The sequence below is a fragment of the Nisaea sp. genome (assembly GCF_965216895.1).
Lineage (GTDB): Bacteria > Pseudomonadota > Alphaproteobacteria > Thalassobaculales > Thalassobaculaceae > Nisaea.
In genome coordinates, this window is sequence record NZ_OZ244205.1 from 1053412 (window position 1) to 1079326 (window position 25915).

24 protein-coding genes and 2 tRNA genes are annotated in these 25915 nt (G+C 62.9%); 8 read left to right on the forward strand and 18 right to left on the reverse strand.

The features are described 5' to 3' along the window. Positions 1-261 precede the first annotated feature (261 nt). Positions 262-337, reverse strand: a tRNA-Glu gene (locus tag ACOOE1_RS05055). 49 nt (positions 338-386) lie between these two features. Continuing rightward, positions 387-462: transfer RNA gene (locus ACOOE1_RS05060), tRNA-Glu, on the reverse strand. 183 nt (positions 463-645) lie between these two features. Here ACOOE1_RS05060 and ACOOE1_RS05065 point away from each other — a divergent pair. After that, the gene (locus ACOOE1_RS05065) at positions 646-1704 is read left to right on the forward strand and encodes a cyclase family protein (protein ID WP_420405250.1); all 1059 of its coding nucleotides are present in this window, start codon (positions 646-648) and stop codon (positions 1702-1704) included. Between the two features lie 63 nt (positions 1705-1767). Here ACOOE1_RS05065 and recJ read toward each other — a convergent pair whose 3' ends face one another. From recJ to ACOOE1_RS05085, 4 genes are all read right to left on the reverse strand, one after another. Continuing rightward, complete coding sequence (gene recJ, locus ACOOE1_RS05070) at positions 1768-3543, reverse strand: single-stranded-DNA-specific exonuclease RecJ (protein ID WP_420405251.1); 1776 nt, start codon at positions 3541-3543, stop codon at positions 1768-1770. Positions 3544-3548: 5 nt separating this feature from the next. Next, positions 3549-4520, reverse strand: a complete 972-nt coding sequence (glpX, locus tag ACOOE1_RS05075) for a class II fructose-bisphosphatase (protein ID WP_420406408.1) — start codon at positions 4518-4520, stop codon at positions 3549-3551. Between the two features lie 98 nt (positions 4521-4618). Beyond that, a complete protein-coding gene (locus ACOOE1_RS05080) occupies positions 4619-5908 on the reverse strand; it encodes a homoserine dehydrogenase (protein WP_420405252.1) in 1290 nt (429 codons plus the stop codon). A gap of 131 nt (positions 5909-6039) precedes the next feature. Next, complete coding sequence (locus tag ACOOE1_RS05085) at positions 6040-7290, reverse strand: OmpA family protein (RefSeq protein ID WP_420405253.1); 1251 nt, start codon at positions 7288-7290, stop codon at positions 6040-6042. Positions 7291-7523: 233 nt separating this feature from the next. Between ACOOE1_RS05085 and ACOOE1_RS05090 the strand changes: the two genes are divergently transcribed. Then, complete coding sequence (locus ACOOE1_RS05090) at positions 7524-9323, forward strand: PHA/PHB synthase family protein (protein ID WP_420405254.1); 1800 nt, start codon at positions 7524-7526, stop codon at positions 9321-9323. A gap of 18 nt (positions 9324-9341) precedes the next feature. On the opposite strand, the gene ACOOE1_RS05095 is transcribed toward ACOOE1_RS05090, so the two are convergent. Beyond that, complete coding sequence (locus ACOOE1_RS05095; protein ID WP_420405255.1) at positions 9342-9863, reverse strand: gamma carbonic anhydrase family protein; 522 nt, start codon at positions 9861-9863, stop codon at positions 9342-9344. A 325-nt stretch (positions 9864-10188) separates the two neighbouring features. Between ACOOE1_RS05095 and ACOOE1_RS05100 the strand changes: the two genes are divergently transcribed. Further along, positions 10189-11394, forward strand: a complete 1206-nt coding sequence (locus tag ACOOE1_RS05100) for an MFS transporter (protein WP_420405256.1) — start codon at positions 10189-10191, stop codon at positions 11392-11394. A 6-nt stretch (positions 11395-11400) separates the two neighbouring features. On the opposite strand, the gene ACOOE1_RS05105 is transcribed toward ACOOE1_RS05100, so the two are convergent. Then, positions 11401-12645: a class I SAM-dependent methyltransferase gene (locus ACOOE1_RS05105; protein ID WP_420405257.1), complete on the reverse strand. Its 1245-nt coding sequence runs from the start codon at positions 12643-12645 to the stop codon at positions 11401-11403. A 296-nt stretch (positions 12646-12941) separates the two neighbouring features. On the opposite strand from ACOOE1_RS05105, the gene yghU reads away from it, so the two are divergent. Next, a complete protein-coding gene (gene yghU, locus ACOOE1_RS05110) occupies positions 12942-13802 on the forward strand; it encodes a glutathione-dependent disulfide-bond oxidoreductase (RefSeq protein ID WP_420405258.1) in 861 nt (286 codons plus the stop codon). Positions 13803-13860: 58 nt separating this feature from the next. On the opposite strand, the gene ACOOE1_RS05115 is transcribed toward yghU, so the two are convergent. The 7 genes from ACOOE1_RS05115 to ACOOE1_RS05145 all read right to left on the reverse strand — a co-directional run bounded on the left by ACOOE1_RS05115 (position 13861) and on the right by ACOOE1_RS05145 (position 20204). Continuing rightward, positions 13861-14769: an NAD-dependent epimerase/dehydratase family protein gene (locus ACOOE1_RS05115; protein WP_420405259.1), complete on the reverse strand. Its 909-nt coding sequence runs from the start codon at positions 14767-14769 to the stop codon at positions 13861-13863. After that, complete coding sequence (locus ACOOE1_RS05120; protein ID WP_420405260.1) at positions 14766-15680, reverse strand: shikimate dehydrogenase; 915 nt, start codon at positions 15678-15680, stop codon at positions 14766-14768. Before ACOOE1_RS05120 ends, ACOOE1_RS05115 begins: the two co-directional genes overlap by 4 nt. A 6-nt stretch (positions 15681-15686) precedes the next feature. After that, positions 15687-17558, reverse strand: a complete 1872-nt coding sequence (locus ACOOE1_RS05125; protein ID WP_420405261.1) for an ATP-binding protein — start codon at positions 17556-17558, stop codon at positions 15687-15689. 170 nt (positions 17559-17728) lie between these two features. Further along, the gene (gene rpsI, locus ACOOE1_RS05130) at positions 17729-18181 is read right to left on the reverse strand and encodes a 30S ribosomal protein S9 (RefSeq protein WP_420406409.1); all 453 of its coding nucleotides are present in this window, start codon (positions 18179-18181) and stop codon (positions 17729-17731) included. A gap of 42 nt (positions 18182-18223) precedes the next feature. Then, on the reverse strand, positions 18224-18682 hold the full coding sequence (gene rplM, locus ACOOE1_RS05135; RefSeq protein ID WP_420405262.1) for a 50S ribosomal protein L13: 459 nt from the start codon (positions 18680-18682) through the stop codon (positions 18224-18226). A gap of 191 nt (positions 18683-18873) precedes the next feature. Next, positions 18874-19779, reverse strand: a complete 906-nt coding sequence (locus ACOOE1_RS05140) for an aldose 1-epimerase (RefSeq protein ID WP_420405263.1) — start codon at positions 19777-19779, stop codon at positions 18874-18876. Beyond that, on the reverse strand, positions 19776-20204 hold the full coding sequence (locus ACOOE1_RS05145) for a PaaI family thioesterase (RefSeq protein ID WP_420405264.1): 429 nt from the start codon (positions 20202-20204) through the stop codon (positions 19776-19778). The genes ACOOE1_RS05140 and ACOOE1_RS05145 overlap by 4 nt, the downstream gene beginning before the upstream one ends. Before the next feature lie 97 nt (positions 20205-20301). Here ACOOE1_RS05145 and ACOOE1_RS05150 point away from each other — a divergent pair, with 97 nt between their 5' ends. Further along, entirely contained in the window at positions 20302-21411 is a 1110-nt protein-coding gene (locus ACOOE1_RS05150; RefSeq protein WP_420405265.1) for an NADH:flavin oxidoreductase/NADH oxidase, read from the forward strand. Here the strand turns inward: ACOOE1_RS05150 and ACOOE1_RS05155 are convergent. Together ACOOE1_RS05155 and ACOOE1_RS05160 are read right to left on the reverse strand one after the other, a co-directional pair. Further along, positions 21408-21809, reverse strand: coding sequence for a hypothetical protein (locus ACOOE1_RS05155; RefSeq protein WP_420405266.1), 402 nt, complete (start codon positions 21807-21809; stop codon positions 21408-21410). The genes ACOOE1_RS05150 and ACOOE1_RS05155 overlap by 4 nt on opposite strands. 118 nt (positions 21810-21927) lie before the next feature. Further along, positions 21928-22302, reverse strand: coding sequence for a hypothetical protein (locus ACOOE1_RS05160; protein ID WP_420405267.1), 375 nt, complete (start codon positions 22300-22302; stop codon positions 21928-21930). Positions 22303-22419: 117 nt separating this feature from the next. On the opposite strand from ACOOE1_RS05160, the gene ACOOE1_RS05165 reads away from it, so the two are divergent. Continuing rightward, complete coding sequence (locus ACOOE1_RS05165; protein ID WP_420405268.1) at positions 22420-23283, forward strand: dimethylarginine dimethylaminohydrolase family protein; 864 nt, start codon at positions 22420-22422, stop codon at positions 23281-23283. 28 nt (positions 23284-23311) lie between these two features. On the opposite strand, the gene ACOOE1_RS05170 is transcribed toward ACOOE1_RS05165, so the two are convergent. Next, positions 23312-23995, reverse strand: coding sequence for an HAD family hydrolase (locus ACOOE1_RS05170; RefSeq protein ID WP_420405269.1), 684 nt, complete (start codon positions 23993-23995; stop codon positions 23312-23314). 211 nt (positions 23996-24206) lie between these two features. On the opposite strand from ACOOE1_RS05170, the gene ACOOE1_RS05175 reads away from it, so the two are divergent. Together ACOOE1_RS05175 and ACOOE1_RS05180 are read left to right on the forward strand one after the other, a co-directional pair. Next, a complete protein-coding gene (locus tag ACOOE1_RS05175; protein ID WP_420405270.1) occupies positions 24207-25517 on the forward strand; it encodes an ammonium transporter in 1311 nt (436 codons plus the stop codon). Positions 25518-25528: 11 nt separating this feature from the next. Continuing rightward, positions 25529-25867 (forward strand): P-II family nitrogen regulator, encoded by a 339-nt coding sequence (locus tag ACOOE1_RS05180; protein WP_420405271.1) that lies wholly within the window; start codon positions 25529-25531, stop codon positions 25865-25867. Positions 25868-25915: the final 48 nt, after the last annotated feature.

The window sequence follows — 25915 nt, forward strand, 5'->3', positions numbered from 1 at the left end:
TTCCGAAGATGACCTGCTCACATTCCCGAAAATCGCTGGACGCAAGAATGTCCGCTTCACTCGCCCCGGCAAATATCACCGGTGCCACACCTGCATCGGCGAGCGCGTCGTAAGCGGGAACAAGGCGGAGTCGGTTCCCTGCGGCTCGAAAGACCGGCCTGCCTTTGACATTCTGTACTCTGGCGTAAGTGACGATAGCCGTCCGCATGGCCCGATTTTGCCAAAAAGATGCGAGAGGTGCAGGGGAGAATATCTGTGAAGTGGCGACCCCTACGGGATTCGAACCCGTGTTGCCGCCGTGAAAGGGCGGTGTCCTAGGCCTCTAGACGAAGGGGTCGTCGTCGGAAATCCGATGGATTATCCAATCGCCCGGCACACCGAGGAAGTGGCGACCCCTACGGGATTCGAACCCGTGTTGCCGCCGTGAAAGGGCGGTGTCCTAGGCCTCTAGACGAAGGGGTCGTCGTCGAGCGAGGCGATGATGTAACCGCTCGCCCTTTGGAAATCAAGCGCAGAATTTCCCTTCCCCCATACCATGAGAAATCTTTTTTGCGGTTCCTGCAAATGTCGAAAATAATCACCTGATGGAGCCAAGACGGCAACTCCACGAAATGCATGTGCCGTCACATGACCAGGGAGGAAATGATGAGGAAACTGACAATCGGCGCGATGCTCCTCGCCGGCGCGGTATCGTTCGGCGGCGCGGCCAAGGCGGAATGCACGCCGGCGAATTGGAAGGACTGCGCAGGTAAACCCTGGGTCGACGGGACGAACATGGAAACGCCGCTCGGCTCGAAATGGTGGCCAAATCCGCTCTGGGGCGCCGATGACGAGGCGGGTTCCACCAACTGGTACACGAAGCCGGAAGTCATCATGCGGGCCATGGCCCAGGTGAAGACCGGCGAGGCCTTCAAGATCGGTCATCCCTATACGGCCGATATGCCGCTCTTCGGCGCGCGCAAGTTCAGCCTGCGGATTCCCGGTTCGCCGACCGGGGGCGCGTACGGCAGCAACCAGGTGATGTGGAACGACGAGTTTCTCGCGACCGAGATAGGCCAGGTCGGCACCCAGTTTGATGGGCTCGGTCATATCGGAGTCAACCTGGGCGACGGAGGCAACAAAGGCAATATGCGTTGGTATAACGGCGTCACTGCCGCCGAGATGATCACGCCTTACGGCCTGACAAAGCTCGGAGTCGAGAAGCTCCATCCGATCGTCGCCCGGGGTATCCTGCTCGATATCGCAGCGGTGCGCGGTGTCGATTCAATGGCCAAGGGCGAAGTCATCACCATGGAGGATGTCCGGGCTGCCCTCAAGAAGCAGGGCATGGAAGGTTTCGAGTTCGCGGAAGGCGACGCGATAATCTTCCGTACCGGATGGGAAAAGCACTGGGGCAACCCGGCTGTCTACAATGACGGCTGCCCGGGCATCGGCATGGAAGTAGCCCGTTGGATTGCCGAAGACGTGAAGGCAGGGGTCACCGGCGCCGATACCTGGCCGGTTGACGCGGTTCCCAATCCGGATCCGGCCTGCGTCTTCTGCGTCCATACCTTTCTGCAGACGCGCCACGGGATCGTCAATCAGGAGAACCTGAAACTCTCCGAACTCGCGGCCGCCGGCGTCTATCAGTTCGCCTACATCTATTCGCCGGCACCTGTCGCGGGCGCAACAGGTTCGATGGGCGCACCGATCGCGATACACTGACCGCAATCAACCTGATGCGAAACGGCGCCTTCCGGGGCGCCGTTTCCGCGTTTATACGGAACCTCATCCCACTTCAGCCGCATCGTCGATCAGGATTTGTACATCGTTCCGGCCATTCCAGTCGTCCGGCCGGAGGTGCCCCGCGACATGAATCGGGCGGCCCGAGCTCGTCATCAGCGCCGCTCCGAGCCCGCTCTCCAGGGCCCGGAACGCGATTCCCTTCACGCGTCGCCCGTCCGCGCCACTGAAGATACAGCGCACATGACCGGTACCGACCTCGCGCACGTCAACGACCTTGACGTCAGCAAGGACGAAACGCGGCTCCGAATTTCCCGCCCCGAATGGCCCGACCTTCTGGATCGTGTCCGCCAGCTCCCGGTTCGCGCCCCCCGCAGCCAGGGGAGCATCGACAGAAAGTGTGGGAACGATCGGCTCGCCCTCGAGTTCGCTGCGGATTCGCTCGCCGAGAAAGCTGCGGAACGTATCTAGCTTGTCGGCTTCCACGGTGAAACCGGCTGCCATGGCGTGGCCTCCGCCAGCCAGGAGCATTCCGGCCTGATGCGCCGCAATCACCGCCGGCCCGAGAGCAATGCCGGGGACGGACCGGCCAGAGCCCTTCCCGATCTTACCGTCCAGAGCAATGACGCAGGCCGGACGATCGTACCTTTCCTTCAGGCGCCCGGCGACAATACCGATCACCCCAGGATGCCAGCCCTCGCCCGCAACCACGATGACCGGGAGATCGTCCGGCTGGTCTGCGGCCAAAGCTTCCGCCTCGGCCAGCACCTGGGCCTCGATCTCGCGGCGCTCGCCGTTGAAGCGTTCCAGTTCGGCAGCCAGACTTCCAGCCTCCGCATCCGAGTCCGTCAGCAACAGGCGCGCACCGAGATCGCTCTTGCCGACACGCCCGCCGGCGTTCACGCGCGGGCCGAGCACGTATCCGAGGTGGTATGGTTCCGGGCGGGCATCGACACCGGCAACGTCCGAAAGCGCGACGATGCCTTTATTCCCGCGCTGGGCCATCACCTTCAGCCCCTGGATCACGAAAGCCCGGTTGAGGCCTTTGAGCGGAACGACATCGCACACCGTGCCGAGCGCGACCAGATCGAGCAGGTGCAGCAGGTTGGGCTCACGTTTGCCCGAGAAGAACCCGCTTTCGCGCAGCGCGCGGTTGAGCGCGACCGTGACCAGGAAGGTCACGCCGCAGGCCGCCAGATGACCAAGCGTGCCGTCCTCGTCGATGCGGTTCGGATTGACCACGGCCACGGCTTTGGGCAGCTCCGGCTCGGCCATGTGGTGGTCGACGACGATCACCTCGAGGCCCGCCGCGGCCGCTTCGCTCAGAGGCTCGTAGGCCGTCACACCACAATCAAGCGTCACGACGAGCGTCGCGCCCTGCGCCTTGAGGCTTAGGAGCGCGGGGGTGTTCGGTCCGTAGCCTTCCTCGATCCTGTCGGGAACATGGAGCAACGGATCAACGCCGATCCAGCGCAGATAGCGAATCAGGATCGCCGCCGAAGTCGCGCCGTCGACGTCATAGTCGGAAAAGACCGCTACCCGCTCTCCTTCCCGCACCGCGCGGACAAGACGCGCGACGCAGACATCCATATCCCTGAGTACACCCGGGTCGGGCATCAGGGACTTGAGAGTCGGGTCGAGAAAACTCTCGACCTGGTCGAGCCCGATCTGGCGTGCCGCGATCAGCCGGCCGACCAGCTCCGGAAAGCCGAAGCGTTGCGCGATCGCGAGACCGATCCGCTCGGTCTCGGAATCGGCGCCATGCCGTGCGACCCAGCGCTTGCCGGTAAATGACCGTTCGACGCCGAGGAAGCTCTTCACGACACTCAGTTCGGGTCGAAGCCGGTGGCGGCGGACTTGCGGGTCCAGTCGTGATGCGCCTCGATGGTCCGGACCGTGCCGGTCTTGGAGCGCATGACGATCGAGTGGGTGAACGCGCCGCCCGGGAACTTGCGCACGCCACGCAGCATGGTGCCTGTGGTCACGCCGGTGGCGGCGAACATCACGTCGCCGTTGGCGAGCTCCAGCAGGCCGTATTTGCGATCGAGGTCGGTAATCCCGAGGCGGTGCGCCCGGCCCTTCTCGTCGTCGTTGCGGAACAGCAGGCGGCCCTGCATCTGGCCGCCGATGCAGCGCAGCGCGGCCGCGGCCAGAACGCCTTCCGGCGCGCCGCCGGAACCCACATACATATCGACGCCGCTGGTCGGCTGGGAGGTCGCGATCACACCGGAGACGTCGCCATCAGAAATCAGCATGATCCGCGCCCCGGCGGCACGGACCTGGGCAATCAGTTCGCTGTGACGCGGACGGTCGAGGATGCAGACCACGAGGTCCTCGATTTCCATCTTCTTCGCCTTGGCGAGATTGGTCAGGTTCTCAAGCACGGTGTTGTCGAGATCGACCACGCCTTCCGGCAGGTTCCCGCCGACGGCGATCTTGTCCATGTAGACGTCGGGGGCGTTCAGAAAGCCGCCCTCGTTGGCCATGGCGACGACCGCGAGCGCGTTCGGGCCGCCCTTCGCCGTGATCGTGGTACCTTCCAGCGGATCGAGCGCGATGTCGATCTTCGGGCCGCCCCGGCCGACCTTCTCGCCGATATAGAGCATCGGCGCCTCGTCGCGCTCGCCTTCGCCGATCACGACCGTGCCGTCGATGTCGAGATTGTTCAGAGCGTTCCGCATGGCATCGACCGCAGCCTGATCCGCTTCCTTCTCGTCGCCGCGTCCCATCAGTCGCGAAGCCGCGAGCGCCGCCGCTTCCGTCACCCGCACGAGTTCGAGCGCGAGGTTCCGGTCCATGGTCAGCGTGCCCTGCGTTTCCTTGTCGGCCATTGCAGCTATCCTTTGTCTTTCTGGCTTAGAGTGCTTGAGGGGGCGGCGCCGAGCGCGGCGCCGGTTTAAAATTCTTCTATCCGAATCTGCCGCGGCTCTTCCTGCACGCTGTCGAGTTTCGCGATTTCTTCCAGAGAGGCCCTGATCGCGGTTTCCGGCGTCTCATGTGTCGTGAGTACAAGCGGCACGGCTTCGTCCGGATTGCGCGCCCGCTGGATCATCGCCTCGACCGACACGCCGTGATCACGGAACACCGCCGTCACATCGGCCAGAACGCCCGGCCGGTCGATCACCATCAGGCGCAGATAGTAGCAGCCGGAGAGCGCGGACACCGGCGCCGTGCGGGCCGGCGAAAGCTGGCTCGACTGCAGTCCGAACACCGGTACCCGACGGTTCGCCGCGAGATCGATCACGTCCGCAAGCACGGCGGACGCCGTCGGTCCGGCGCCCGCGCCGCGGCCGTAGGAAAGGGTTGTCCCGACCGCACTGCCCTCGGCGACCACGGCATTGAAGACACCTTCGACCTGGCCGATCGGGGTATCCGCCTTCACCATGCAGGGATGTACGCGTTGCTGCACGCCGTCGTCTGTTTCCTCGGCGATGCCGAGCAGCTTGATACGGTAGCCGAGTTCCTCGGCGAAGGAGATATCCAGCGGCGAAACATGCCGGATCCCCTCGATATAAACGTTCTCGAAATCGACATGATGGCCGAAGGCGATGGCCGAGAGGATCGCCAGTTTGTGCGCGGCGTCGATCCCGTCCACATCGAAGGACGGATCGGCTTCGGCATAGCCAAGCCTCTGCGCATCGGCAAGAACGTCCTCGAAGGATCGCCCTGTCTCCCGCATCACCGTCATGATGTAGTTGCAGGTACCATTCAGGATACCGTAGATCCGGTCGATACGGTTTCCGGCGAAGCCCTCGCGAACCGATTTGATGATCGGGATCCCGCCGGCAACCGCAGCTTCGTAGCCGAGGCCGACATCCTGCGTTTCGCAGAGTTTTGCGATTTCCGCACCATGGTGCGCGATCAGGGCCTTGTTCGCGGTGACCACCGACATACCCGAACGAACCGCGCCAAGCACGAGGTCGTAGGCAACGCCTTCGGACCCGCCGATCAGTTCGAGCACGCAATCCACGTCGTCACGGCTCGCGAGCGCCGTCGCGTCCTCGACCCAGTCGACTCCGGTGAGGTCCACACCCCGGTCCCGGTTTCGGTCGCGCGCGGAAACTGCCGTGAGAACGATCGGCCGGCCCGCCCTGGAAGCGAGAAGCTTGGCATCCGTCGTCAGAATGCGCGCGGTCTCCGCCCCAACGGTTCCAAGTCCCGCGATCGCCACTCTAAACGGTTGCATGAATACGTTCCCCCTGCCGGATTTTCTGCCGCCCGATTTCCCAGCCGACGATTCCGCTCCGCATCTGAATAGAAGAGTCCTTCACGCATCGGCACGAAGGACCCGCTTTGTTACCCCGTCACGTGCGCGGGTCAATAGATGAGATAAATCTCCGCCCGACGGTTCTCGGCTTCCCCGGCCGGCATCGCCTCCGAGGAAAGCGGCTGGCTGTCGCCGACGGCCACCACAGAAATGCGTTCGGACGGCGCCCCCGCATTGATCAGAGCCGCGGCCACGGCGTTCGCCCGCTGCAATGACATTTCGAAATTCACCAGCTTGTGCTCGAACGGATCCATGTTGCGGGTCCGGCTCGAGGCATGGCCGACGATCTCGACCATCGCATTGTAGTCCCGAATCAATGGCACCAGTTCGCGGATCACTCCCTGGTCGGCGCTCGACAGCGTCGCCGAGCCGTTCGAGAACCGGATTACCCCCGCCTGGTAGGAACCACCCTGCCCGCCACGATAATCCTGAAATGCGCCGGGCAGCGCGCTCTCATCGACGATGACGCTGGAATCGCCGGTATTGAAACTTTCCGACGACGGCGGCGTCAAAGCCAGACTCTCGCTTGGAGCCGTGGCCTGCGGAACCTGAACCGGCTCCTCAGCCGGCGCCGGAACCGCGGCGACTTGAGGTGCTTCAGCCCGTGGCGGCTCCGCCTGAACGGCCTGCGGTTCCACCTTTTCCGTATTTCCCGCATCGTTGCCGGTACGGCTGAACGCCTCCGCGTTGCTCTGTCGCATCGCGTCGACCCGCTTGGCAATGGGACTGTCGCTCCGCGCGATCGGGTCACCGACCCGTGCATTGGTGACCGCCCGATCTCCGGCTGATTCAGGCACCGGCGCATTTGGCCAGAGGCTCGAGCGCGGCGCCGTTTGCGCGATCTGACGGGTCGCCTCGTCTGTCGAGGTCATGCGTATCGGCTTGATCGGTTCCGACGTGGTTTCGGGAGCAGGAGCGGGTTTCGAAGACTGAGCGGCTCCAGAAGCAGGAGCAGACGCGACTGCAGGAGCGGCATCCGATGCCGGAGCAGACGTCTGGGCCGCGGCATCGTCGATGACCGGAGCCGCCTGACTGTCGTCATATTGGGCATTCTCACGGTCTGCGACCAGTTGCTCCCGGATCGCCGCGCGGTCAGCACTCGACGTGCTCGGCGCTGGTTTGTCCGGCACGCTCGCGACATTCGGATAGGTTCCGGTATCACCGCCCTGTTCGGTATCGTCTTCCCTGAACCAGCTGCCGACGGCCTCAGTCGAGCTCTCGTACCATTCCACCGGATTAAGCGCGTCGGGTACCGACGAGCAGCCGCCCAATGACAGGGTCAGAGCTGTGGCAAAAAACAAGGCCTGTCTTCGGCGATCTTTATTCATTTCCATCTTCCTTCAGAAAACCGCCCCCAATCTTCGACGGCGCGACGGAGTTCGCTGATCTGTCCGACGTCGGATTTACCATAGAAGATTCGCGAAACACAGTTTCCAATGCGCGTTTTGATCGTCGGTTCTTGGATTTGCAACACAAGCGCCCTACAACTCATACTGCCGTTGTCGACCGTCACCTGCAGAGAGTGGGGAGTGGAATGCCCGAGCGTTCGGAGGAGCACAAGCCAATCGATCCGGTTGAATTCGCCGCCACCATGCAAGACATCGCTGCGCGATCGCAGAAACTCGTCGCCGAATTCCTCGACAAACAGCAGGAAGAGGGCGGCCTCAGCGATCCGGATCCGATGCATGTGAGCGATGCCTTCATCGCCTTCACCAATCAGTTGATGAACAATCCCGCGAAGATCGTCCAGGCGCAGTTCGATCTCTGGAAGGGCTACATGGATATCTGGAACCGTTCGGCGCAGCGGTGGTTCGGAGGGGAGTCGGAGCCAGCCGTCGAGGCCGATGGAGGAGATCGCCGGTTCCGGGACGAGGCCTGGGAAGAGAATGTCGTCTTCGACTTCATCAAGCAGAGTTACCTGCTGACCTCGCGCTGGACGCAGGATCTGGTGGCCGAGACCGAAGGGCTGGATCCGAAGACCAAGAAGAAAGTCGATTTCTATACGCGGCAATTCGTCGATGCCATGGCGCCGACGAACTTCTTGATGACCAATCCGGAAGTGTTGCGCACGACGTTCGAGACGAATGGCGACAATCTGGTGCACGGGCTGCAGAACCTGCTGGAGGACCTGGAGCGCGGCAAAGGCAAACTTGCCATCCGGATGACCGATCCCGAGGCCTTCGAGGTTGGCGGCAACATCGCCACCTCGCCAGGCAAAGTGGTTTACCAGAATGATCTCATGCAGCTGATTCAGTATGCGCCGAGCACGCAGGAGGTCTATCGCCGCCCGTTGCTGATCGTGCCGCCGTGGATCAACAAGTTCTATATTCTCGACCTGCGGGAGAAGAATTCCTTCATCCGATGGGCGGTCTCGGAAGGTTTCACCGTGTTCGTCGTCTCTTGGGTCAACCCTGACGAGCATCTCAGCCGCAAATCCTTCGACGACTACATGCTCGAGGGCCCGCTGGCCGCGCTTGACGCGATCGAGCAGGCAACCGGCGAGAGGGAAGCCAATGTCATCGGCTACTGCATTGGCGGCACCCTTATGGCGGCCACACTGGCCCATATGGCCGCCAAGGACGACGATCGCTTCCGGTCGGTCACCTTCTTCACGACGATGGTGGATTTCGAGGAAGCCGGCGAGCTCGGTGTCTTCATCGATGAGGCGCAGCTTGCCTCGCTCGAGGAGAAGATGAACAAACGCGGCTATCTCGACGGCGCCGAGATGGCGAACACCTTCAATATGCTGCGCTCGAACGACCTGATCTGGTCTTTCGTCGTGAACAACTACCTGCTCGGCAAGGATCCCTTCCCCTTCGACCTGCTCTACTGGAACTCGGATTCGACGCGCATGCCGGCGGTCATGCACAGCTTCTATCTCCGGAAGATGTACCAGGAGAACAAACTGGTGCAGCCGGGCGCGCTCACGCTCGCCGGCACCCCGATCGACCTGACGGCAATCAAGACGCCGGCCTTCATCCTCTCGACCAAGGAAGATCATATCGCCCCCTGGATGTCGACCTACCGGGCGACGCAGATCTATTCCGGTCCGGTCAAGTTCTGTCTTGCCGGATCGGGCCATATCGCCGGTGTGGTCAATCCTCCGGGCGACAAGCCGAAATACGGCTTCTACAGCAACAGCCGGAAGCCCAAGAACCCGGAGAAGTGGCTTGAGGGCGCCACCTATCGAGAAGGTTCCTGGTGGCCGGAATGGGCGAAATGGATGGCGCGCCACGGGGGCGGAAAAGTTCCGGCCCGCGTGCCGGGCGACGGCAGGCTCGAGGTAATCGAGGATGCGCCCGGCAGCTACGTCAAGCTGAAGGCGAGAGAATGAACACCGGGCGCGGGCAGGTCATCCGCCGCTGAGATATTGCTGCGCCAGCTCCCAGTAATGCGTCGCGACATAGGCGAGATACGCTTCTTCGTCAGCGGTCAGATCACGGGCATGACGTCCCGGATTGCCCATCCAGACCTGACCGGTGCGCACGATCTTGCCGGGGGCGACAAGCGCCCCGGCAGCGACCATAGCCCCGCCCTCGACCACCGCGCCGTCCATCACCGTCGCCCCCATGCCGACGAATGCGCGGTCCTCAAGCGTACAGGCATGGATGATCGCCGCGTGGCCGATCGACACCTCGTCACCGATCACCGTTCCCTGTCCGGTCGAGCTGACATGAACGATCGTGCCATCCTGGATATTGCTGCGGCGCCCGACCGTGATCGGATTGTCGTCGCCGCGGAGCACGGCGCCATACCAGATACTGCTCTCGGCTCCGATGCTTACATCGCCGATCAGGGCGGCCGTTTCCGCCACGAAACTCGGCTTGGCAATTCGCGGGGTATATCCCCTGAGGCTCCGAATGACAGGTGACACAATCGACCTCCGATGCGTATTCCTTCGATCGTAACTCACTAGCCGAGCAGGCGCTGCTGCGCACTACTGAAGGCTTGAATTGTCCGGTCGAGACGCGCACAACCCTCGTTCCAAACCGAGCCCATCCCGGGAACCGCTCCCATGAGCATCCAACTTCGCAAAGCGCGTCCGGCGGACGCAAGCGTCTTGCCATACAGCAAGGCCGTAGTGCGAACTGCCTCTGGACGGAGCATCACGGGTTCTCCTGTGCCGACAACGGCAATGGCTCAGCGAACGAAGAGGCCGAACCTGACATGATCCATGCCTTGAAGGAAACGACGGGGATATGAACCGCAAATGGCGCAACGTCGCGCTCCTCACTCTTTGTGAAGTGCTCGCGATGACGCTCTGGTTCTCCGGTTCGGCGATCATTCCGGGACTTCGGGCCGAAATGGCGTTGAGTGACGGCCAGGCCGCCGCCATGGCGAGCGCCGTCTCCATCGGCTTCGTCGCGGGCACTCTGCTGAACGCCCTGCTGACACTTGTCGACCGGGTCCGCCCGCAGTTCCTCTTCATGCTCTCGGCCCTGATCGCGGCCGGGGCCAATCTCGCAACCTTCGCTATCGACCCTGCCGGCCCCTGGATGCCGGTGCTGCGCTTCGTCGTCGGCGCCTGCATGGCCGGCGTCTATCCCGTCGGCATGGTTATGATCTCCTCCTGGACCGACAAGGACCGCGGCCTTCTGGTCGGGCTCCTCGTCGCAGCCCTTACCCTCGGTTCCGGCGCACCGCACCTGATCGACGTCTTCGGTGGCCTCGACTGGCGCTTCACCATCACCGCGAGTTCCGCATGTGCGGCGGGTGCGGGCCTGCTCGTTCTGCTGTTCGAGCCCGGCCGTCCATTTGGCCGCGCGGCCCGCTTCAAGCCGGCGCAGATGCTGCAAGCCTGGACCGATCCTGCGCTGCGCTATGCAAACCTCGGCTATTTCGGGCATATGATCGAACTCTATGCGGTCTGGGCCTGGATCGCCCTGTTTCTCGCCTCCAGCCTCGCGCTCGCACCCGGCGCCGAAGCCGTGCCGCACCTAGCCAAGTTGCTCGCTTTCACCATGATCGGCTCCGGCGCCATCGGCAGCATCGCCGGCGGCCTGCTCGCCGATCGTGTCGGACGCACGCGCCTGACCATGGCCTGCATGTGCGTGAGCGGCCTCTGCTGCCTGCTCGCCGGATTTGTCTTCGGCATGCCCGTCTGGGTTCTGGTCCTGCTCTGCGTCGTCTGGGGAATCTCGATCGTCGCCGATTCCGCCCAGTTTTCCGCCAGCGTCATCGAACTCTCGCCACCGGATTATGTCGGTACCATGGTGACGACCCAGACCTGCGTCGGTTTCATGCTGACGGTCGGCACCATCCACGCCGTGCCGTACCTGGTCGACGCCTTCGGCTGGAGCGGCGCTTTCGTTCCGCTCGCCGCCGGACCTTTCCTTGGCGTTCTTGCCATGGCAAGACTTCGCGCCCTGCCGAGGTCGGCTCAGCTGGCGCACGGAAAGCGGTAACGGGTATCAACGCGGTATCGGAGTCATAGAAAGCACCATTTCCCCGGCCCCGTTCAGCCCCCGGTAAACCAGGGCGAACTCGCGCTGGAACTGGCGCCAGCTCATGTTTCCAGGAAGTGTGCGATGGATCTGTTGCAGGCTCCGGACACCGTCGATCGCACGGATAATCGACGCGGAATTTTCCGTGCCCGGAAGCGTCAGTTTCCGTGCCAGCGGTCCGCACTTCATGGTGAAACCGTACCGCCCATTCGCAATCGTTGGCGCCTGCCCGGCCGGAATGCTGGTCATGATCGGGATTGCCGCCTTCTCGCCGAGCAGCCGATCCGCATCGGGTCGGCGTCCTGCCTTCACTACGTAGAAATTGTGCATGGCGATATCGCCGTGGAACAGCTCGGCAAAAATGCATCGATCGATCCAGGAGAGCTTCGCAACCCGTTCACGCAGTGCTGGATCGGCTATTTCCGCTGCAGCATCATATAGCAACGGCGGCACAAAAGCGGCGATCTCAAGCCCTGCAGCGTTCATCACGCTGCGCAATTCTGCGACCGTAAAGGCCCTGTCGGCCGGATTGAGATAGCGGTCGGCGATCTCGACATCGGGCTCTCCGGACGTCTCGGCGAAGATCGCGTTCCGGCGGTGCCAGTTGGTCTCCGGCAAGGCCCCGAGCAGCGCGCGCGCCGTGCCGACATCTCCCTGTCCCGCACCGGCCAGGCGCAACATGTCCTGAACATGATAGACGCCGGTCCGTCCGAGCTGGCCGTATGCCATCACCCCCATCCCGCCGCCCGGCGCAAGGCAGCCGGAGAGAATATCGACCACCTGCTGCTGATCGCCGACATGGTTAATGACGCCACAGAAATCGATGTAGTCGAAAGCCTCGGGCTCAAGCTCCGGTACATCCTGAATGCGGCCGGTATGAAACCTGATGCCGCCAAGCCCGAGCTTTCGGCAGCGCTCCTCGGCAATCTCGCGTGACCTGGTCGAGAGATCTATATAGACCAGTTCGGCCGGGCAGCCGAGGGCCGCGGCCTGGCGTCCCAGGCCCACAACCGCGTCGCCGGTTCCGCCACCTGCGATCAGAAGACGCATCTTCTTCCCGAAATCGCGCCGTCCGCCGAAGACGTAGTGATTGATGAAGCGGAGATCACTCGGAACGCCGATCAGGGTATCGTCCCCGACGGTTCCGGGCGGCCGGTACGGATAGGGATGTGTCTCGTAGAAGGCCGTGACCCGAGACTGGTCGAATGCCATCGGAACCCCCGCAATGCAATGAAAAGTCCAGCAACCAGCTTGTCGCCGATACCTGCACGGAGCAAGTCTGAAGAGCCCGGATCAGAGGCACTCTGCTCAAGCGCACATAACAGGCCCCCGGTCCCATCGAAGCGCCAGCGCGCGCGATCTGCACCCCTCGTACCCGCCAATCTGGAACAGGTCTCTTTCCCTGACTCTCGGCCCCCATTAACCTTGTCGGACTGCGGTCATCTCCCATCTGCCATAGGATCGGGTCGTGAGCCCGCACCGGAACACAACAGAACGGAAATGACCCCATGAACGACGTCGCGCCATACACGCCGCCCAAAGTCTGGACCTGGGACAAGGAAAACGGTGGCCAGTTCGCCAGCACCAACCGGCCGATCGCCGGGGCCACCCACGACAAGGAACTGCCGGTCGGCAAGCACCCGTTGCAGCTCTATTCGCTCGCCACACCAAACGGCGTGAAGGTGACCATCATGCTCGAGGAACTGCTCGAAAAAGGTCATGAGGGCGCCGAGTACGATGCCTATACGATCCGCATCGGCGACGGCGACCAGTTCGGCAGCGGGTTCGTCGAAATCAACCCGAACTCCAAGATTCCTGCCTTGCTCGACCGCAGCAATCCGGAGGCGCCCATCCGGCTCTTCGAGTCCGGCTCGATCCTCTTCTATCTGGCCGAGAAATTCGGCGAGTTCCTGCCGACGGACCCGGCCGGACGTGCCGAGACGATGAACTGGCTCTTCTGGCAGATGGGCAGCGCGCCTTATCTCGGCGGAGGCTTCGGGCATTTTTACGCCTATGCGCCGGAGAAGTGGGAATACCCGATCAACCGGTTTGCCATGGAAACCAAGCGCCAGCTCGACGTACTGGACAGGCGACTTGCCGAGACCAAGTACATCGCCGGCGACGAGTATACCATCGCCGATATCGCGATCTGGCCCTGGTACGGCAACCTCGCCCTCGGCAAAGCCTATGGCGATGCAGGCACCTTCCTCGACGTGCAGTCCTACAAGAACGTGCAGCGCTGGACGGCGGAAATCGCCGAACGCCGCGCGGTCAAGCGTGGCCGGGTTGTAAACCGGGTGAATGGGGAGCCGGGCGAGTTGCTCGAGGAACGCCATTCCGCCGCCGATATCGACGCGCTAGGGCTCTGAAACCACTGCAAAGCCGGGCCGGGCAATTGCACGGCCCGGTTCCGGAAGTCATGCGCCCTTACCGCCCTGCGGCGTAGCACCCCTGCTCGATCTCATGGATCAGATCCGGCGAGGCCGGCGTCCAGCCCAGTTCCGTCCGGGCACGGCGGGCCCGCACCCGGCTGTTCGATCCCATCGTATCGTTCGCCGGCCCCTCGCCCCAGTACCCGGCCGCCTCGTCAACGCTCATCTGATGCGTGCTGCCGCCCTGTCCAAGCATCCGGCTGATAGCCGCGCAAACCTCCTTCATCGAGGCCTCGCCGTTCTCCGCGTAGTAGAATGCGCCCGAAGGGGCATTTTCCAGCGCGAGGCGGTAGAGCTCGACGAGGTCCATGACATGGACATTGGACCAAACATTGGCGCCCGCCCCGATATGGCGCGCACCGCCGGTTCTGCGCGCGACCTCGATCAGCCAGGGCACCTGCATGCTGTCCGGGTTCACGCCCAGGCCGCGGCCGTAGATCAGACTCGGCGCGATTATAAGAGCACGGATGTTCCGGGCCGCCGATGCAAGAATATCGCGGTTCAGCGCGACCCGTGCCGCGCGCGCGGGCGATGGATCGATTGGCGTCTCCTCGTCGAATACGGCATCGGAGCGCCCCCCCGCGTCCCGACGGCCGACGATGCTGGACCCGCTCGTATGGAGGAAGGTCTTCCCGCTTCCCGCCAGCGCGTCGAGAATCGTTTCGGCGCCATTCCGATGATCCGCGCTTGCCGCGTTGATCACCGCGTCCGCCCGTGCCGCTTCGCCGGCCAGGAGTTCGGCATCGTCGAGCGTACCGAGCACCGGCTCGATACCGCATCCGGCCACGGCATCGGCGCGCTCCGGGCTGCGGACGAGGCCACGGACGTCGTGCCCCGCCGCGATCAGGTGGACGGCGACCGAACCACCGATAAAGCCGCTTGCTCCGGTCAGAAAGATCCTCATCGCGCATGTCCCCTTGAGTCGAAACTGTCGAATGTTTCGGCCATCCGGTCCGGGTCGGCCGCGACCCCGGTGAAGAGCTCGAACGCTTTGACCGCCTGCATCACCGCCATGCCACGTCCGGACATGGTGATGCACCCGAGGCCCCGCGCCGCTTCCAACAGCTCGGTTTCGAGCGGGAAGTAAACGATATCCGCGACCCAGGGCCGATTCTCCAACAGGCACCGATCGATCGGCATACCGGGGTGAGCCGCCATGCCGACAGGCGTCGCATTGACGATTCCGTCGGGCGTTAACTCCGCGAGCATGGACGGCTCGATCGACGCGGCGCGGATTTTTGGAAAGAGGCGCCGCACGTCGCCGGCAAGACGGTCGGCCGCAGCTTCGTTGCTGTCGTGTATCCTGAGATCCGCCACACCGGCCTCCGCCAGCGCGAGCCCGACGGCCCGTCCAGCGCCACCAGCCCCGAGAAGCAACACCAGATCGTGGGGCACCGCACCGAGTTCGGTCCGGAATCCATGGAGAAATCCGAGATAGTCCGTGTTGTGCGCCCGCCGTCCGCCGGCTTCGAACAGCACCGTGTTGCAGGCGCCCACGCGCTCGACCTCCGGTGCGCGCTCGGTGACATGGCAGAGCACCTGCTGCTTGAAGGGATGGGTGACATTGACGCCGGCGAAGCCCTCGGCCTCGATTTCCGCCAGGAGCGCGCCAAGGTCGACCGGGCTCTTTTCAACCATGTCGATCAGGCGGTAGTTGTAGTCGATCCCGTGCGCCGCGCCTTCCGCTTCATGCATGGCCGGCGTGCGAGAGGCCGAAATACCCTCGCCGATCAAACCAACACTAATCTTTTCAAGAGATCGGCTCAAAGCGGTGCCCAACTGCCATTCCGTGCGCCAGCATAAACGGGCGGACACCGGTGTCTATGCCGACCTCCGGATCCATCGCCGCAAGGTCGCAATAAGCACCTCCACTTCGAACGGTTTCCCCAGGTGATCGTTCATTCCGCTGGCCAGCGACCTGCGGACATCATCCTCGAGCACATTGGCCGACATCGCGAGAATCGGCAGGTCGCGAAATCTCGCGTCCTTCCGGATCCGCTGGGTCGCTTCGAAACCGTCCATGTTGGGCATCTGGCAATCCATCAGCACGAGGTCGAACGGTCGCCCTTCACCGATGACCATGCGGACCGCGATCGCTCCGTCATCAGCGGTCTCGACGTCGATTCCCCTGGCCTGGAGCAATTCGGTTGCGATCATCCGGTTGACGAGGTTGTCCTCGACCACCAGCACCCGAACGCCCTTCAGATCTTCGAAGCCCTCCTCAGAACCTGTCTCTCGCGACGTGGCCTCGACCGACGACCGCCCCTCTTCAGATCTATCGCCTACGGCTTCGGCACGGATCGTGAAGACGAAGTCTGATCCTTCGCCCGGAACGCTGGCGGCGGAGATTGTGCCGCCCATCAGCTCGACCAGATCGCGGCAGATGGCCAGCCCCAGACCGGTGCCGCCATACTGTCGAGTCGTCGAGCTATCGGCCTGAACATATGGATTGAACAGGCCGTCGATCCTGTCCGCCGGAATACCGATGCCGGTATCCCGGACGCTGAAGCGGAGCTCGAATTCGCCCGACGCGCTCCGGCCCGCCGCGCACCCAACCGAGACCTCGATCCCACCCGTCTGGGTGAATTTGAGCGCGTTGCCCGCGAGGTTCATTAGTACCTGTTTGAGACGAAGCGAATCCGCATGGACCGTCGCGGGGCAGTCAGGGGCGATGGCGGTTCTGAAATACAGCCCCTTGGGCCCGGCCTGGGCGCCGATCAGCGCCTCGATCTCGCCAAGCAAGTCCGCCAGTTCGAAATCGACCGGACTGAGTTCGATCTTGCCGGATTCCAGCTTGGCGAAATCCAGCACGACGTTCACGATCTCCAGCAAGTCCTGCGCCGAGCTGTTCAGGTGACGCAGATAATTCCGTTGCCCCTCGTCCAGCGACGTCTCCGAGAGCAACCGGCCAATCCCCATGATTCCGTTGATCGGCGTCCGGATTTCGTGGCTCATATTGGAAACGAATTCGGATTTGGCCTGATTGGCCCTTTCCGCTTCCGCCCTTGCCTCCTGCGCTGCGGACTCCGCGTCCGTGCGCGCACGGATCTCCGTGAGCATGCGCCGCAGCAGAACCAGGATCAGAACCGCCGCAACAATCGGAAGCGGCAGGACCACGGCCGACACTTCGAGAACGGTGCGGATCTCGGCGCGCCGGCTTCGCACATCCGAGACGGCTCCGGCATAGATCGAGCTCGAGATCGCACTCAATCGCTCCAATGCGATGACAGCTTCGAGGTCGCTAACCCTCACTGCACTGTCAATCTCGTGCGCCGTCGCGCCGGCGGCGATCATCCGCTCAATGCTGTCGATATTCCCGATATAACGCTCGACGGTCTTTCTGAGCGGCGCCAGCACACGCGTCTCGTCTCCGAGCAGATCGATGTCCTCATAGGAATCGAACAGTTCCATGAGCCGCGCGCCGTGCTCTCGCGCCGCCTCGACGTAACGCAGTTCGCCTCTCAGCACCGCATTCTTGAAATTGTGGATGAAACCACCGTAGCCGAGCTCGACCTGGATCGCGTTCAGCGTCTGGACGCGCTGCTCGCGGGCGGCGAGCACCTCCTCCTCGATCCGATCAAGTTCCTCAAAATGCCGCGACAGAACAAGACCGCCAACAAGCGAGCCGACAGTCGAGGCGACCAGAAGGAGCATCACGACATAGGCCTGGAGCTTCAGCCTTTGCGTTTGCAAGCAGGACACCCCGAAGAGTCAATGTTGTGTCAGTCCGCTCACTTCCCAACCCGGGATGAGCGAACATTCGATCAAGATCAATGAATTCAACTGAATAGCACGACAGGCGTGGAAATGAAACGGCCCGCCACCGAGGTGACGGGCCGTTCCGAAAAGATATCGCAGGCGCGTTAGCGTTTGGAGAACTGGAAGCTCCGACGGGCTTTCGCCTTGCCGTACTTCTTGCGCTCGACCACACGCGGGTCGCGGGTCAGGAAGCCGCCCTTCTTCAGGACCGGACGCAGGCCCGGCTCGAAATAGGTCAGCGCCTTGGAAATGCCGTGACGCACCGCGCCGGCCTGGCCCGAGAGGCCGCCGCCGGTGACGGTTGCGTAGACATCGAACTGATCCTTGCGGTCGGTCGCGCCGAACGGCTGGTTGATCATCATGCGCAGCACCGGACGGGCGAAATAGACGCTGTCCTCGCGGCCGTTGACGACGATCTTGCCGTTGCCCGGCTTGATCCAGACGCGGGCGATTGCATTCTTGCGCTTGCCGGTGGCATAGGCCCGGCCGAACTTGTCGAGCTTCGGCTCGGCCGGCGCCGCAGCTTCGTCCTGCTTCAAGGCCTCGAGCGCTTCCATGCCAGCGCCTTCGTTGGTCGCTTCGGTCTCAACGGACATGGTTTACCTCTTGTTCTTCGGGTTCATCGCGGCGACGTCGAGCATTTCAGGCTGCTGCGCCTCATGCGGGTGCTCGGTGCCGGAATAGATGCGCAGGTTGCTCATCTGCTTGCGGGCGAGCGGGCCGCGGCTGATCATCCGCTGCACGGCCTTTTCAATCACCCGTTCCGGATGCTTTCCGTCCAGGATCTGCGCCATGGTGCGCGACTTGATGCCGCCCGGATATCCGGTGTGCCAGTAGAAGTTCTTGTCGGTGCGCTTGTTGCCGGTGAGCTTGACCTTGTCGGCATTGATCACGACGATGTTGTCGCCGCAATCCATGTTCGGGGTGAAGGTCGGCTTGTGCTTGCCGCGCAGGTAGTTAGCGAGAACGGTCGCGAGGCGGCCGAGGACCATGCCGTCGGCATCAACGATCCACCACTTCTTCTCGATCTCGCTCGGTTTTGCCGAGTAGGTACGCATCTCTCTTACCATCCAGTGATGCTGCGAAATCCAATTGCCGCGCGGATACCAACAGGCCCGGCGACGGGTCGGCGTAAAATACGGACACGCGATGGGAAGTCAAGCGGCAAAAAGTGCGTTTTTTCAACATCTTTAGAAATATGGTATCATATTACCATATCACTAACCCGTTTCTTTTTCGGATGAAACACTTAGTCGGCAATCACCCTCGGCCGGAACCGCATCGAAACCTCCAGCCCCTCTCCCGGCGCGACCGCGACCTGGCCCGTTTCCGGTACCCCGCGCGCCGCAAGGTTGATCGCATCGATGGCGTGCGTCACGGGCTCGAAACAGAAGAAATCCTCACCCGCCGGCGTGAAAATGATGACGTGACCCAGTGCGGGGCTGCATTCGATGTCCAGCGCCAGTCCGTCCCCGGGCAAGTGTATGCGCGCCCGTCCCGACCAGCCTCCGAAACCAGTATCGAGACCGCGCGGCACAGGCCGACCGGAAGAAAAATCAAGCGTCTCCGGAACGGTCTCCGGTCCGGCCGGCAGGATACCGTCCGCCGCCGGCCAGACGTTGCCGAAATTCGTCTCCAGCACGATCCCGTCCCGCCATGGCAGATAGGGATGATGCCCGAGACCGCCGGGCATGCTCTCCGTCCCGGTATTCACGAGTGTCATTTCGACAACAAGCTCTTCGCCCTCCAGGGCGAAACGCTGGCGCGCCCTGTAGGCAAAGGGCCAGTCATCCCCTTCATGATCATAAGTGAGGTCCAGCGAGGTGCCCGTCCGGCGCTCGACGGTCCAGGACCGGTTCCGTCCGTGGCCGTGGATCGCATGCGGGGCATGCTGCTCGGAGACGGAAATCCTGTGCTCCCGCCCGCTCCAGGCGAACCGGCCGTCCCGGATGCGGTTCGAGAACGGGACCAGCGGAAAACTGCCCCATGACCCCGACGCGCCGCTGTCGATATCGGAGGCGGGCGCCGGCACCATCCAGTCGAAACGGTCCTCGCCGTGCAGGCTGAAGAATCCCGCGATACGTCCGCCGTTTGCGGGCCAGATATCGGCGTGGAGGCATCCGTCCGACAGGCGGACCATACCGGCGGCCGTCACCGCTGATCCTCCGGCGGGATGGAATAGGTTGCGGTCACGTGACAGACCGGGTCGTCCTCCTCGCCCGCACTGAACAGGGTCACCTCGCCATAGGCAAGCCGCTTGCCGCATTTCAGAAGACGGCCTTCCGCAACCAGATCGGCCGGCTTCGGACGGCGCAGGAAATTGGCATTGAGGCTGGTGGTCACCGCGAGCTTGACGATGCCGATCCGCGAGAGCACGCAGGCATAGACCACCACGTCCGCGAGCCCCATCATCACCGGACCGCTGACCGTCCCTCCGGGCCGCAGGAAGTCTTCCCGGTATGGCAGCACGGCCCGGGCCGTACCGTCTCCGATCGCTTCAAACAGGATTCCATACTGCCCGACGGCCGGCACTTCCTCGCGAGCAATCCGCTCCATTTCAGCATTGGATATCTTCGTCATTCACCCCTCCCCCGGATGCGCGAAACAGTTATCCTCGACATGAGCGCGACGGAGTTCGCGGCGACGGAAACAGGGCAGGACGTTAGGACAGAGGCGAATGAGCAGTCATCTTTTTTCCCCGATCACTCTCCGCGGGCTGACCCTCGACGACCGGATCGCGGTCTCCGCCATGTGCCAATACCAGGCGGAGAACGGAACCGCGAATGACTGGCACCTGATGCATTACGGCTCGCTCTCCATGGGCGCGGGCAGCCTGCTGATCACGGAAGCGACCCACGTCTCGCCAGAAGGCCGGATCTCGCCGAAATGCCTCGGCCTCTATTCGGACGAGAACGAGACCGCGATCAAGCGCTTCGTGGATTTCTGCAAGACCTACGGAACGGCCAGGCTCGGCATCCAGATCGCCCATTCCGGCCGCAAGGGCTCGACCCAGCCTCCCGGGAAAGGCGGCAAGCCGGTCGAGATTGCCGAGGGCGGCTGGGAGACCGTCGGCCCCTCCGACCTCGGCTATGCCGACTGGCCGGCGCCCCGCGCGCTGGACGACGCGGGCCTCGCGAAGGTCAAGGCGGAGTTTGTTGCGACGACGAAACGCGCCGACCGGATCGGTTTCGACCTCGCGGAGCTGCATGGCGGGCACGGCTACCTGCTGCATCAGTTCGTCTCGCCGCTCAGCAATCAGCGCACGGACGGCTACGGGGGAAGTCTCGAGAACCGGCTGCGCTTCCCTCTCGAGATCTTTGAGGCCTGTCGCGCGGTCTGGCCGGAAGACAAGCCCTTCGCCGTTCGCTTCTCCGCGACCGACTGGGTCGATGGCGGCTTCACGCCGGAGGAAGCCGTGGTCTATGCGAAGCAGCTGAAGGCGCTCGGCTGCGACTTCATCGATGTCACCACCGGCGGCCTCGACCCGCGGCAGAAGATAGAAGTCAAACCGGGCTACCAGGTCTTTTTGGCGGAGAAGATCAAGAAGGAAGCCGACATCGCCACAATGGCGGTCGGCATGATCGTGGCACCGCGGCAGGCGGAGAAGATTATTGCCGACGGCGAAGCCGACATGGTCGCGCTTGCTCGCGGCGTGATGGACGATCCCCGCTGGGCCTGGCACGCGGCACAGACGCTGGGAGAAGAGATCAGGTATCCGACGCAATATGCACGCTGCGCTCCGGGCGTCTGGCCGGGAGCGGAGTGGAAACGGAACACGGCCTCTTAGGCGCTGTTCTGCTCCACGCCGGCGACCCGATTTGGATCACGCAACCATCTGATGGCGTCGTCTCGGTCCATAAAGATCCTGAACGGAATTGGAGAAACCACTCCCGCCATCGCCACAAAGGCACGGATCAGCATCGCTTCCGCGTCCGACTTCACCACAATCGCGCTTCGGGCATCGTCGCCTCGAGCAGCGGCGAAACGTGCTCCGTTCGCCGCTACTTTCCTGAACTGATCCGCTGAAAAACTCGAGAGGTCTGCATTCAGGAAGTTCCACACCGCCCAAGGCTTCGGAACGGCTTCATAATAGGCCGAGACCGCGTCGAACACGTCCTCCGGGCGGACAAATCCACTGGCGATGAACTCGACAAATTCGCCACGATCCGAGACCTTTACTGTCAAAGTGTCACCCCTTCACGCATAGGGTCCGAAGAACAGAAAGCCTCAAACCTTCCCGCGTTGATCTGGCACCGCGCAAGGGTCAGTCAAGATGAAACACCACATGTCATTCGATATCAGATCAGCGACCGCCGCTGCGAAGCCAGATGATCGCCTCGTCGCGGTCGAGAAAAACCTTGTGCTCGACGGGTGAAACGGCACTCGCCGTGCTGCTGTATGCCTTCAGCAACAGCTGCTCGTCCGCAGTACCGACGACAATGGCATTTCGGGCACCGTCTCCCCGTAATCGGCCGAGTTCTGCGCCTTTATCGGCGACCTCCGGGAAATTCTCTGCCCTGAAATTCGAAATCTGCACCCCCAGAAGGTTCCAGAGCGCCAGTTTCTTCGGTGTCCTCTCATGATAGGCCGCGGAGACCGAGATGATCTCGACGGCCGAGAGCTCGCCGTGGCACATGAACTCCACGAGATCATCTTGCTCATGGGTTTCGATCGGCACTCCCAGTCCCCCACTTCTTCTTTTTGCGTCCAACAGGATATTGCCTCCGGGTGCGTGACGCATTCTAGAGTGTTCCTTACGGCGACAATCGCTTCATGACTACCACGGAGACCGCGCGTGCAGAACGAGACCGGGAAAATCCGCCGCGTCCTGATGAAACATGCAAGGGACGCTTTCGTGAACCAGGAGAAAATCGACGCCGAATGGCGCGTGTTCAACTATCTCGGTGCCCCGGATTTCCGACAGTCCTGCGCGCAGTCGGACCGTCTGGCGGATATCCTCGAGGAGCTCGGCTGCGTCATCGAGTGGCTTCCGGCGGATCTGTCGGTCGGCATCGACTCGATCTATGTCCGGGACAATGCAGTGATTTCCGACAACGGCGCGGTACTCTGCCGCATGGGCAAACCGGCACGGCGCCCGGAGCCGGCTGCGCTGGCCTCAGGACTGGAAATTGCGGGAATTCCCGTTCTCGGAGAGATTGGCGGAACCGGCATGGTCGAGGGCGGTGACCTGGTCTGGCTCGACGGCGACGTGATCGCCATCGCCGACGGTTACCGGACGAATGCCGAGGGCGTGCGCCAGCTGAAGGCGCTGCTCGGCGACGCGGTCTCGGAAATCGTGACCGTTCCGGTGCCGCACAGGAACGGTCTGGGCGACGTGCTGCACCTGATGTCGTTCATCAGCCCGATCGCACCCGATCTGGCGCTGGTCTATCCGCGTATGATGCCGGTATTCTTCCGCAAATGGCTCGAGGCGCGCGGGATCAGCCTCGTCGAGGTGCCGGACGAAGAATACGACAGCATGGGCTGCAACGTGCTGGCGGTGGCGCCGCGCGTTGCGGTCATGCTCGAGGGCAATCCCGTAACACGCCGGCGCCTGGAAGCCGCCGGCGTCGCGGTGCATTGCTACGACGGCTCCGAGATTTCGGCAAAGGGCTGTGGCGGACCGACATGCCTCACGCGTCCCCTCGACCGCGGCTGACTGACCCGCCGGTTTCGGGCGCCCGCTGCTAGGCGAAGCGTTCCTCCGGAAGCTCCGGCGCATCGATGCCGAGCATGCCCGGCAGATCGGCCATGTCATCGAACAGCGCGTGCACGCCGACTTCGGCCAATCCTTCAGGTCCGTGCGCGGCACTGTACCCGAAGACCCGCATCCCCGCCGCGATGCCGGCACGGGCACCGGTCGGGCTATCCTCGACCACAACGCAGCGCTCGGGCGCGACGCCCATCCGTTCCGCGCAATAGAGATAGAGGTCTGGCTCAGGCTTCGGAATGCCGACCATGTCGGCGGAGAATATGGCCCCGCGGAAATGCCGCTTCAGGTTGGTCACGCCGAGGGTGACATCCATCTTCTCGACCGGTCCGTTGCTGCCGACGCAGATCTTCTTGCCCGCATCCGAGATCCGGGTCAGCGCCCGGTCGATACCGGAAATCGCCCGAAGTTCCTTGCGGTAGAGCGCAAACTGCTTGGCGTAAATCTTCGGAACCCAGTCCTCGCCGAGCTCACGGCCGATCATCGCCTCGACATCTTTCTGGATGAAGGTCAGTTTCCCGCCGAGAAAACGCTTGAGCGCCTCCTCCGGGAGAATTGGCACGCCGGCCTCGGTCATGGCTTCCGCCGTACAGCGATTGGCGATCGCCTCGCTGTCGACCAGAACGCCGTCACAATCGAAGATCACAAGATCGCATTCCATGCCTCTCCTATAGCAGCGATCGCTGGCCGGCGTCATCAAATGTATCGAGACAATCATTCGGACTGGCGTCCGCGTTTCGGAAATTAATGCCGAAAAAATAAGCAATTCTTCTTTCTGCTTGCGAACTAGGCATTCGATCGTACTGTTATCCGCGGCGGTTGCAGGGGGCATCCGTCGCAGCACGAACAGACTTCAGGGGGGATCGATTTTCATGAAACATATCCGGAGGCTTTCCGCCTTCGGCCTGACCGCTGCCGTCGCCTTCGGGTCCGGCATCGGCGAGGCCAGAGCGGAAGACGCTATGAGTAGCGGGGACACGGCCTGGATCCTCACCGCCACCGCGCTCGTGCTTTTTATGACATTGCCCGGCCTTGCGCTGTTCTATGGCGGGCTGGTACGTGCACGCAACGTGCTCTCGGTGCTGATGCACTGTTTCGCCATTGCCTGCATCGCCTCCGTTGCCTGGCTCGTGATTGTCTACAGCATGGCCTTCGACGACGGCGGCGCACATCAGGCCTGGATCGGCGGGCTCGGCAAGAGCTTCCTCGCTGGGGTCGGCACCGACAGCCTCTCGGGCTCGATTCCCGAGACCGTCTTCTTCATGTTTCAGATGACCTTCGCGATCATCACCCCGGCGCTCATCGTCGGCGCCTATCCTGAGCGCATCCGCTTCGGCGCCGTCTGCGCCTTCAGCCTGTTCTGGCTGGTGCTCGTCTATGGGCCAGCCTGCCACTGGATCTGGGGCGGCGGATGGCTCGCCGAGATGGGCGTGATGGATTTTGCCGGCGGTATCGTGGTGCACGTCACCGCAGGCGTCTCCGCTCTCGTTCTCTCCATCGTGCTCGGCCCGCGCCGCGGTTTCCCGCAGGAGATCCGGCCGCCGCACAGCCCGGGTATGGTGGTGACCGGCGCTGCGATGCTCTGGGTCGGCTGGTTCGGCTTCAACGCGGGTTCCGCACTCGCCGCCGACGGCAACGCCGGAATGGCGATGACGGTGACACACATCTCCGCCGCGATCGCTTCGCTCGTCTGGGCGTTCCTCGAATATCTCCGTTTCGGCAAGGCGAGCGTGATCGGCATCGTCACCGGCATGGTGGCCGGCCTCGCTTCGATCACGCCCGCCTCCGGTTTCGTCGGCCCGATGGGCGCGGTCGTGATCGGCGTCGTTTCCGGCGTGGTCTGCCAGTACTTCACCACCTGGATCAAGTTCCGCTTCAAGATCGACGACTCGCTCGATGTCTTTGCAGTTCACGGCGTCGGCGGCATTATCGGTACCCTGCTGGTCGCGGTCTTTGCCGCGCCCGGCTTCGGAGGCCTGGGCCTCGCGGACGGCGTTTCGATCGGCGGCCAGATCCAGGTGCAGGCGACCGGTATCCTCGCCGTCGCGGCCTGGTCCGGCGTGATAACCTGGCTTCTGGCCCAGCTCATCGCCCGTACCATCGGCCTGCGTGTCAGCGAGGAAAGCGAGATCGAAGGTCTCGATATCATCGCGCACGGCGAACGTGGCTACGACCTAACCTGAGGAGAGCCTAGATGAAAATGATCATAGCGGTCGTCAAACCGCACCGTCTCGACGAAGTCCGCCTGGCGCTCAGCGAGATCGGCGTGCACGGCATGACCGCCGGAGAGGTCAAGGGTTATGGCCGCCAGGGCGGTCACAGCGAGATCTATCGCGGCGCCGAATACACGGTGAATTTCGTGCCCAAGGTGAAGATCGAGGTGGTCACCAGCGACGACCTTGCGGATCGTGCGGTCGAAGCGATCTCTTCTGCGGCCAAGACCGGCAAGATCGGCGACGGGAAGATATTCGTTATCGATGTCGGGAAAGCCGTCCGTATCCGGACCGGCGAGGAAGGCGACGACGCGCTCTGAGCCGCGACACTTTATCCTCATCAAAGGCCGGGACATTCCCGGCCTTTT

Coding starts and splice junctions, on each gene's coding strand:
- ACOOE1_RS05080 (WP_420405252.1), bottom strand. CDS start 5,908: ATGCAACCGTTTAGAGTGGCGATCGCGGGACTTGGAACCGTTGGGGCG.
- rplM (WP_420405262.1), bottom strand. CDS start 18,682: ATGCGTACCTACTCGGCAAAACCGAGCGAGATCGAGAAGAAGTGGTGG.
- ACOOE1_RS05150 (WP_420405265.1), top strand. CDS start 20,302: ATGAGCAGTCATCTTTTTTCCCCGATCACTCTCCGCGGGCTGACCCTC.
- ACOOE1_RS05065 (WP_420405250.1), top strand. CDS start 646: ATGAGGAAACTGACAATCGGCGCGATGCTCCTCGCCGGCGCGGTATCG.
- ACOOE1_RS05170 (WP_420405269.1), bottom strand. CDS start 23,995: ATGGAATGCGATCTTGTGATCTTCGATTGTGACGGCGTTCTGGTCGAC.
- ACOOE1_RS05180 (WP_420405271.1), top strand. CDS start 25,529: ATGAAAATGATCATAGCGGTCGTCAAACCGCACCGTCTCGACGAAGTC.
- yghU (WP_420405258.1), top strand. CDS start 12,942: ATGAACGACGTCGCGCCATACACGCCGCCCAAAGTCTGGACCTGGGAC.
- ACOOE1_RS05175 (WP_420405270.1), top strand. CDS start 24,207: ATGAAACATATCCGGAGGCTTTCCGCCTTCGGCCTGACCGCTGCCGTC.
- ACOOE1_RS05090 (WP_420405254.1), top strand. CDS start 7,524: ATGCCCGAGCGTTCGGAGGAGCACAAGCCAATCGATCCGGTTGAATTC.
- glpX (WP_420406408.1), bottom strand. CDS start 4,520: ATGGACCGGAACCTCGCGCTCGAACTCGTGCGGGTGACGGAAGCGGCG.
- ACOOE1_RS05105 (WP_420405257.1), bottom strand. CDS start 12,645: ATGGCATTCGACCAGTCTCGGGTCACGGCCTTCTACGAGACACATCCC.
- ACOOE1_RS05115 (WP_420405259.1), bottom strand. CDS start 14,769: ATGAGGATCTTTCTGACCGGAGCAAGCGGCTTTATCGGTGGTTCGGTC.
- ACOOE1_RS05145 (WP_420405264.1), bottom strand. CDS start 20,204: ATGACGAAGATATCCAATGCTGAAATGGAGCGGATTGCTCGCGAGGAA.
- ACOOE1_RS05100 (WP_420405256.1), top strand. CDS start 10,189: ATGAACCGCAAATGGCGCAACGTCGCGCTCCTCACTCTTTGTGAAGTG.
- rpsI (WP_420406409.1), bottom strand. CDS start 18,181: ATGGAAGCGCTCGAGGCCTTGAAGCAGGACGAAGCTGCGGCGCCGGCC.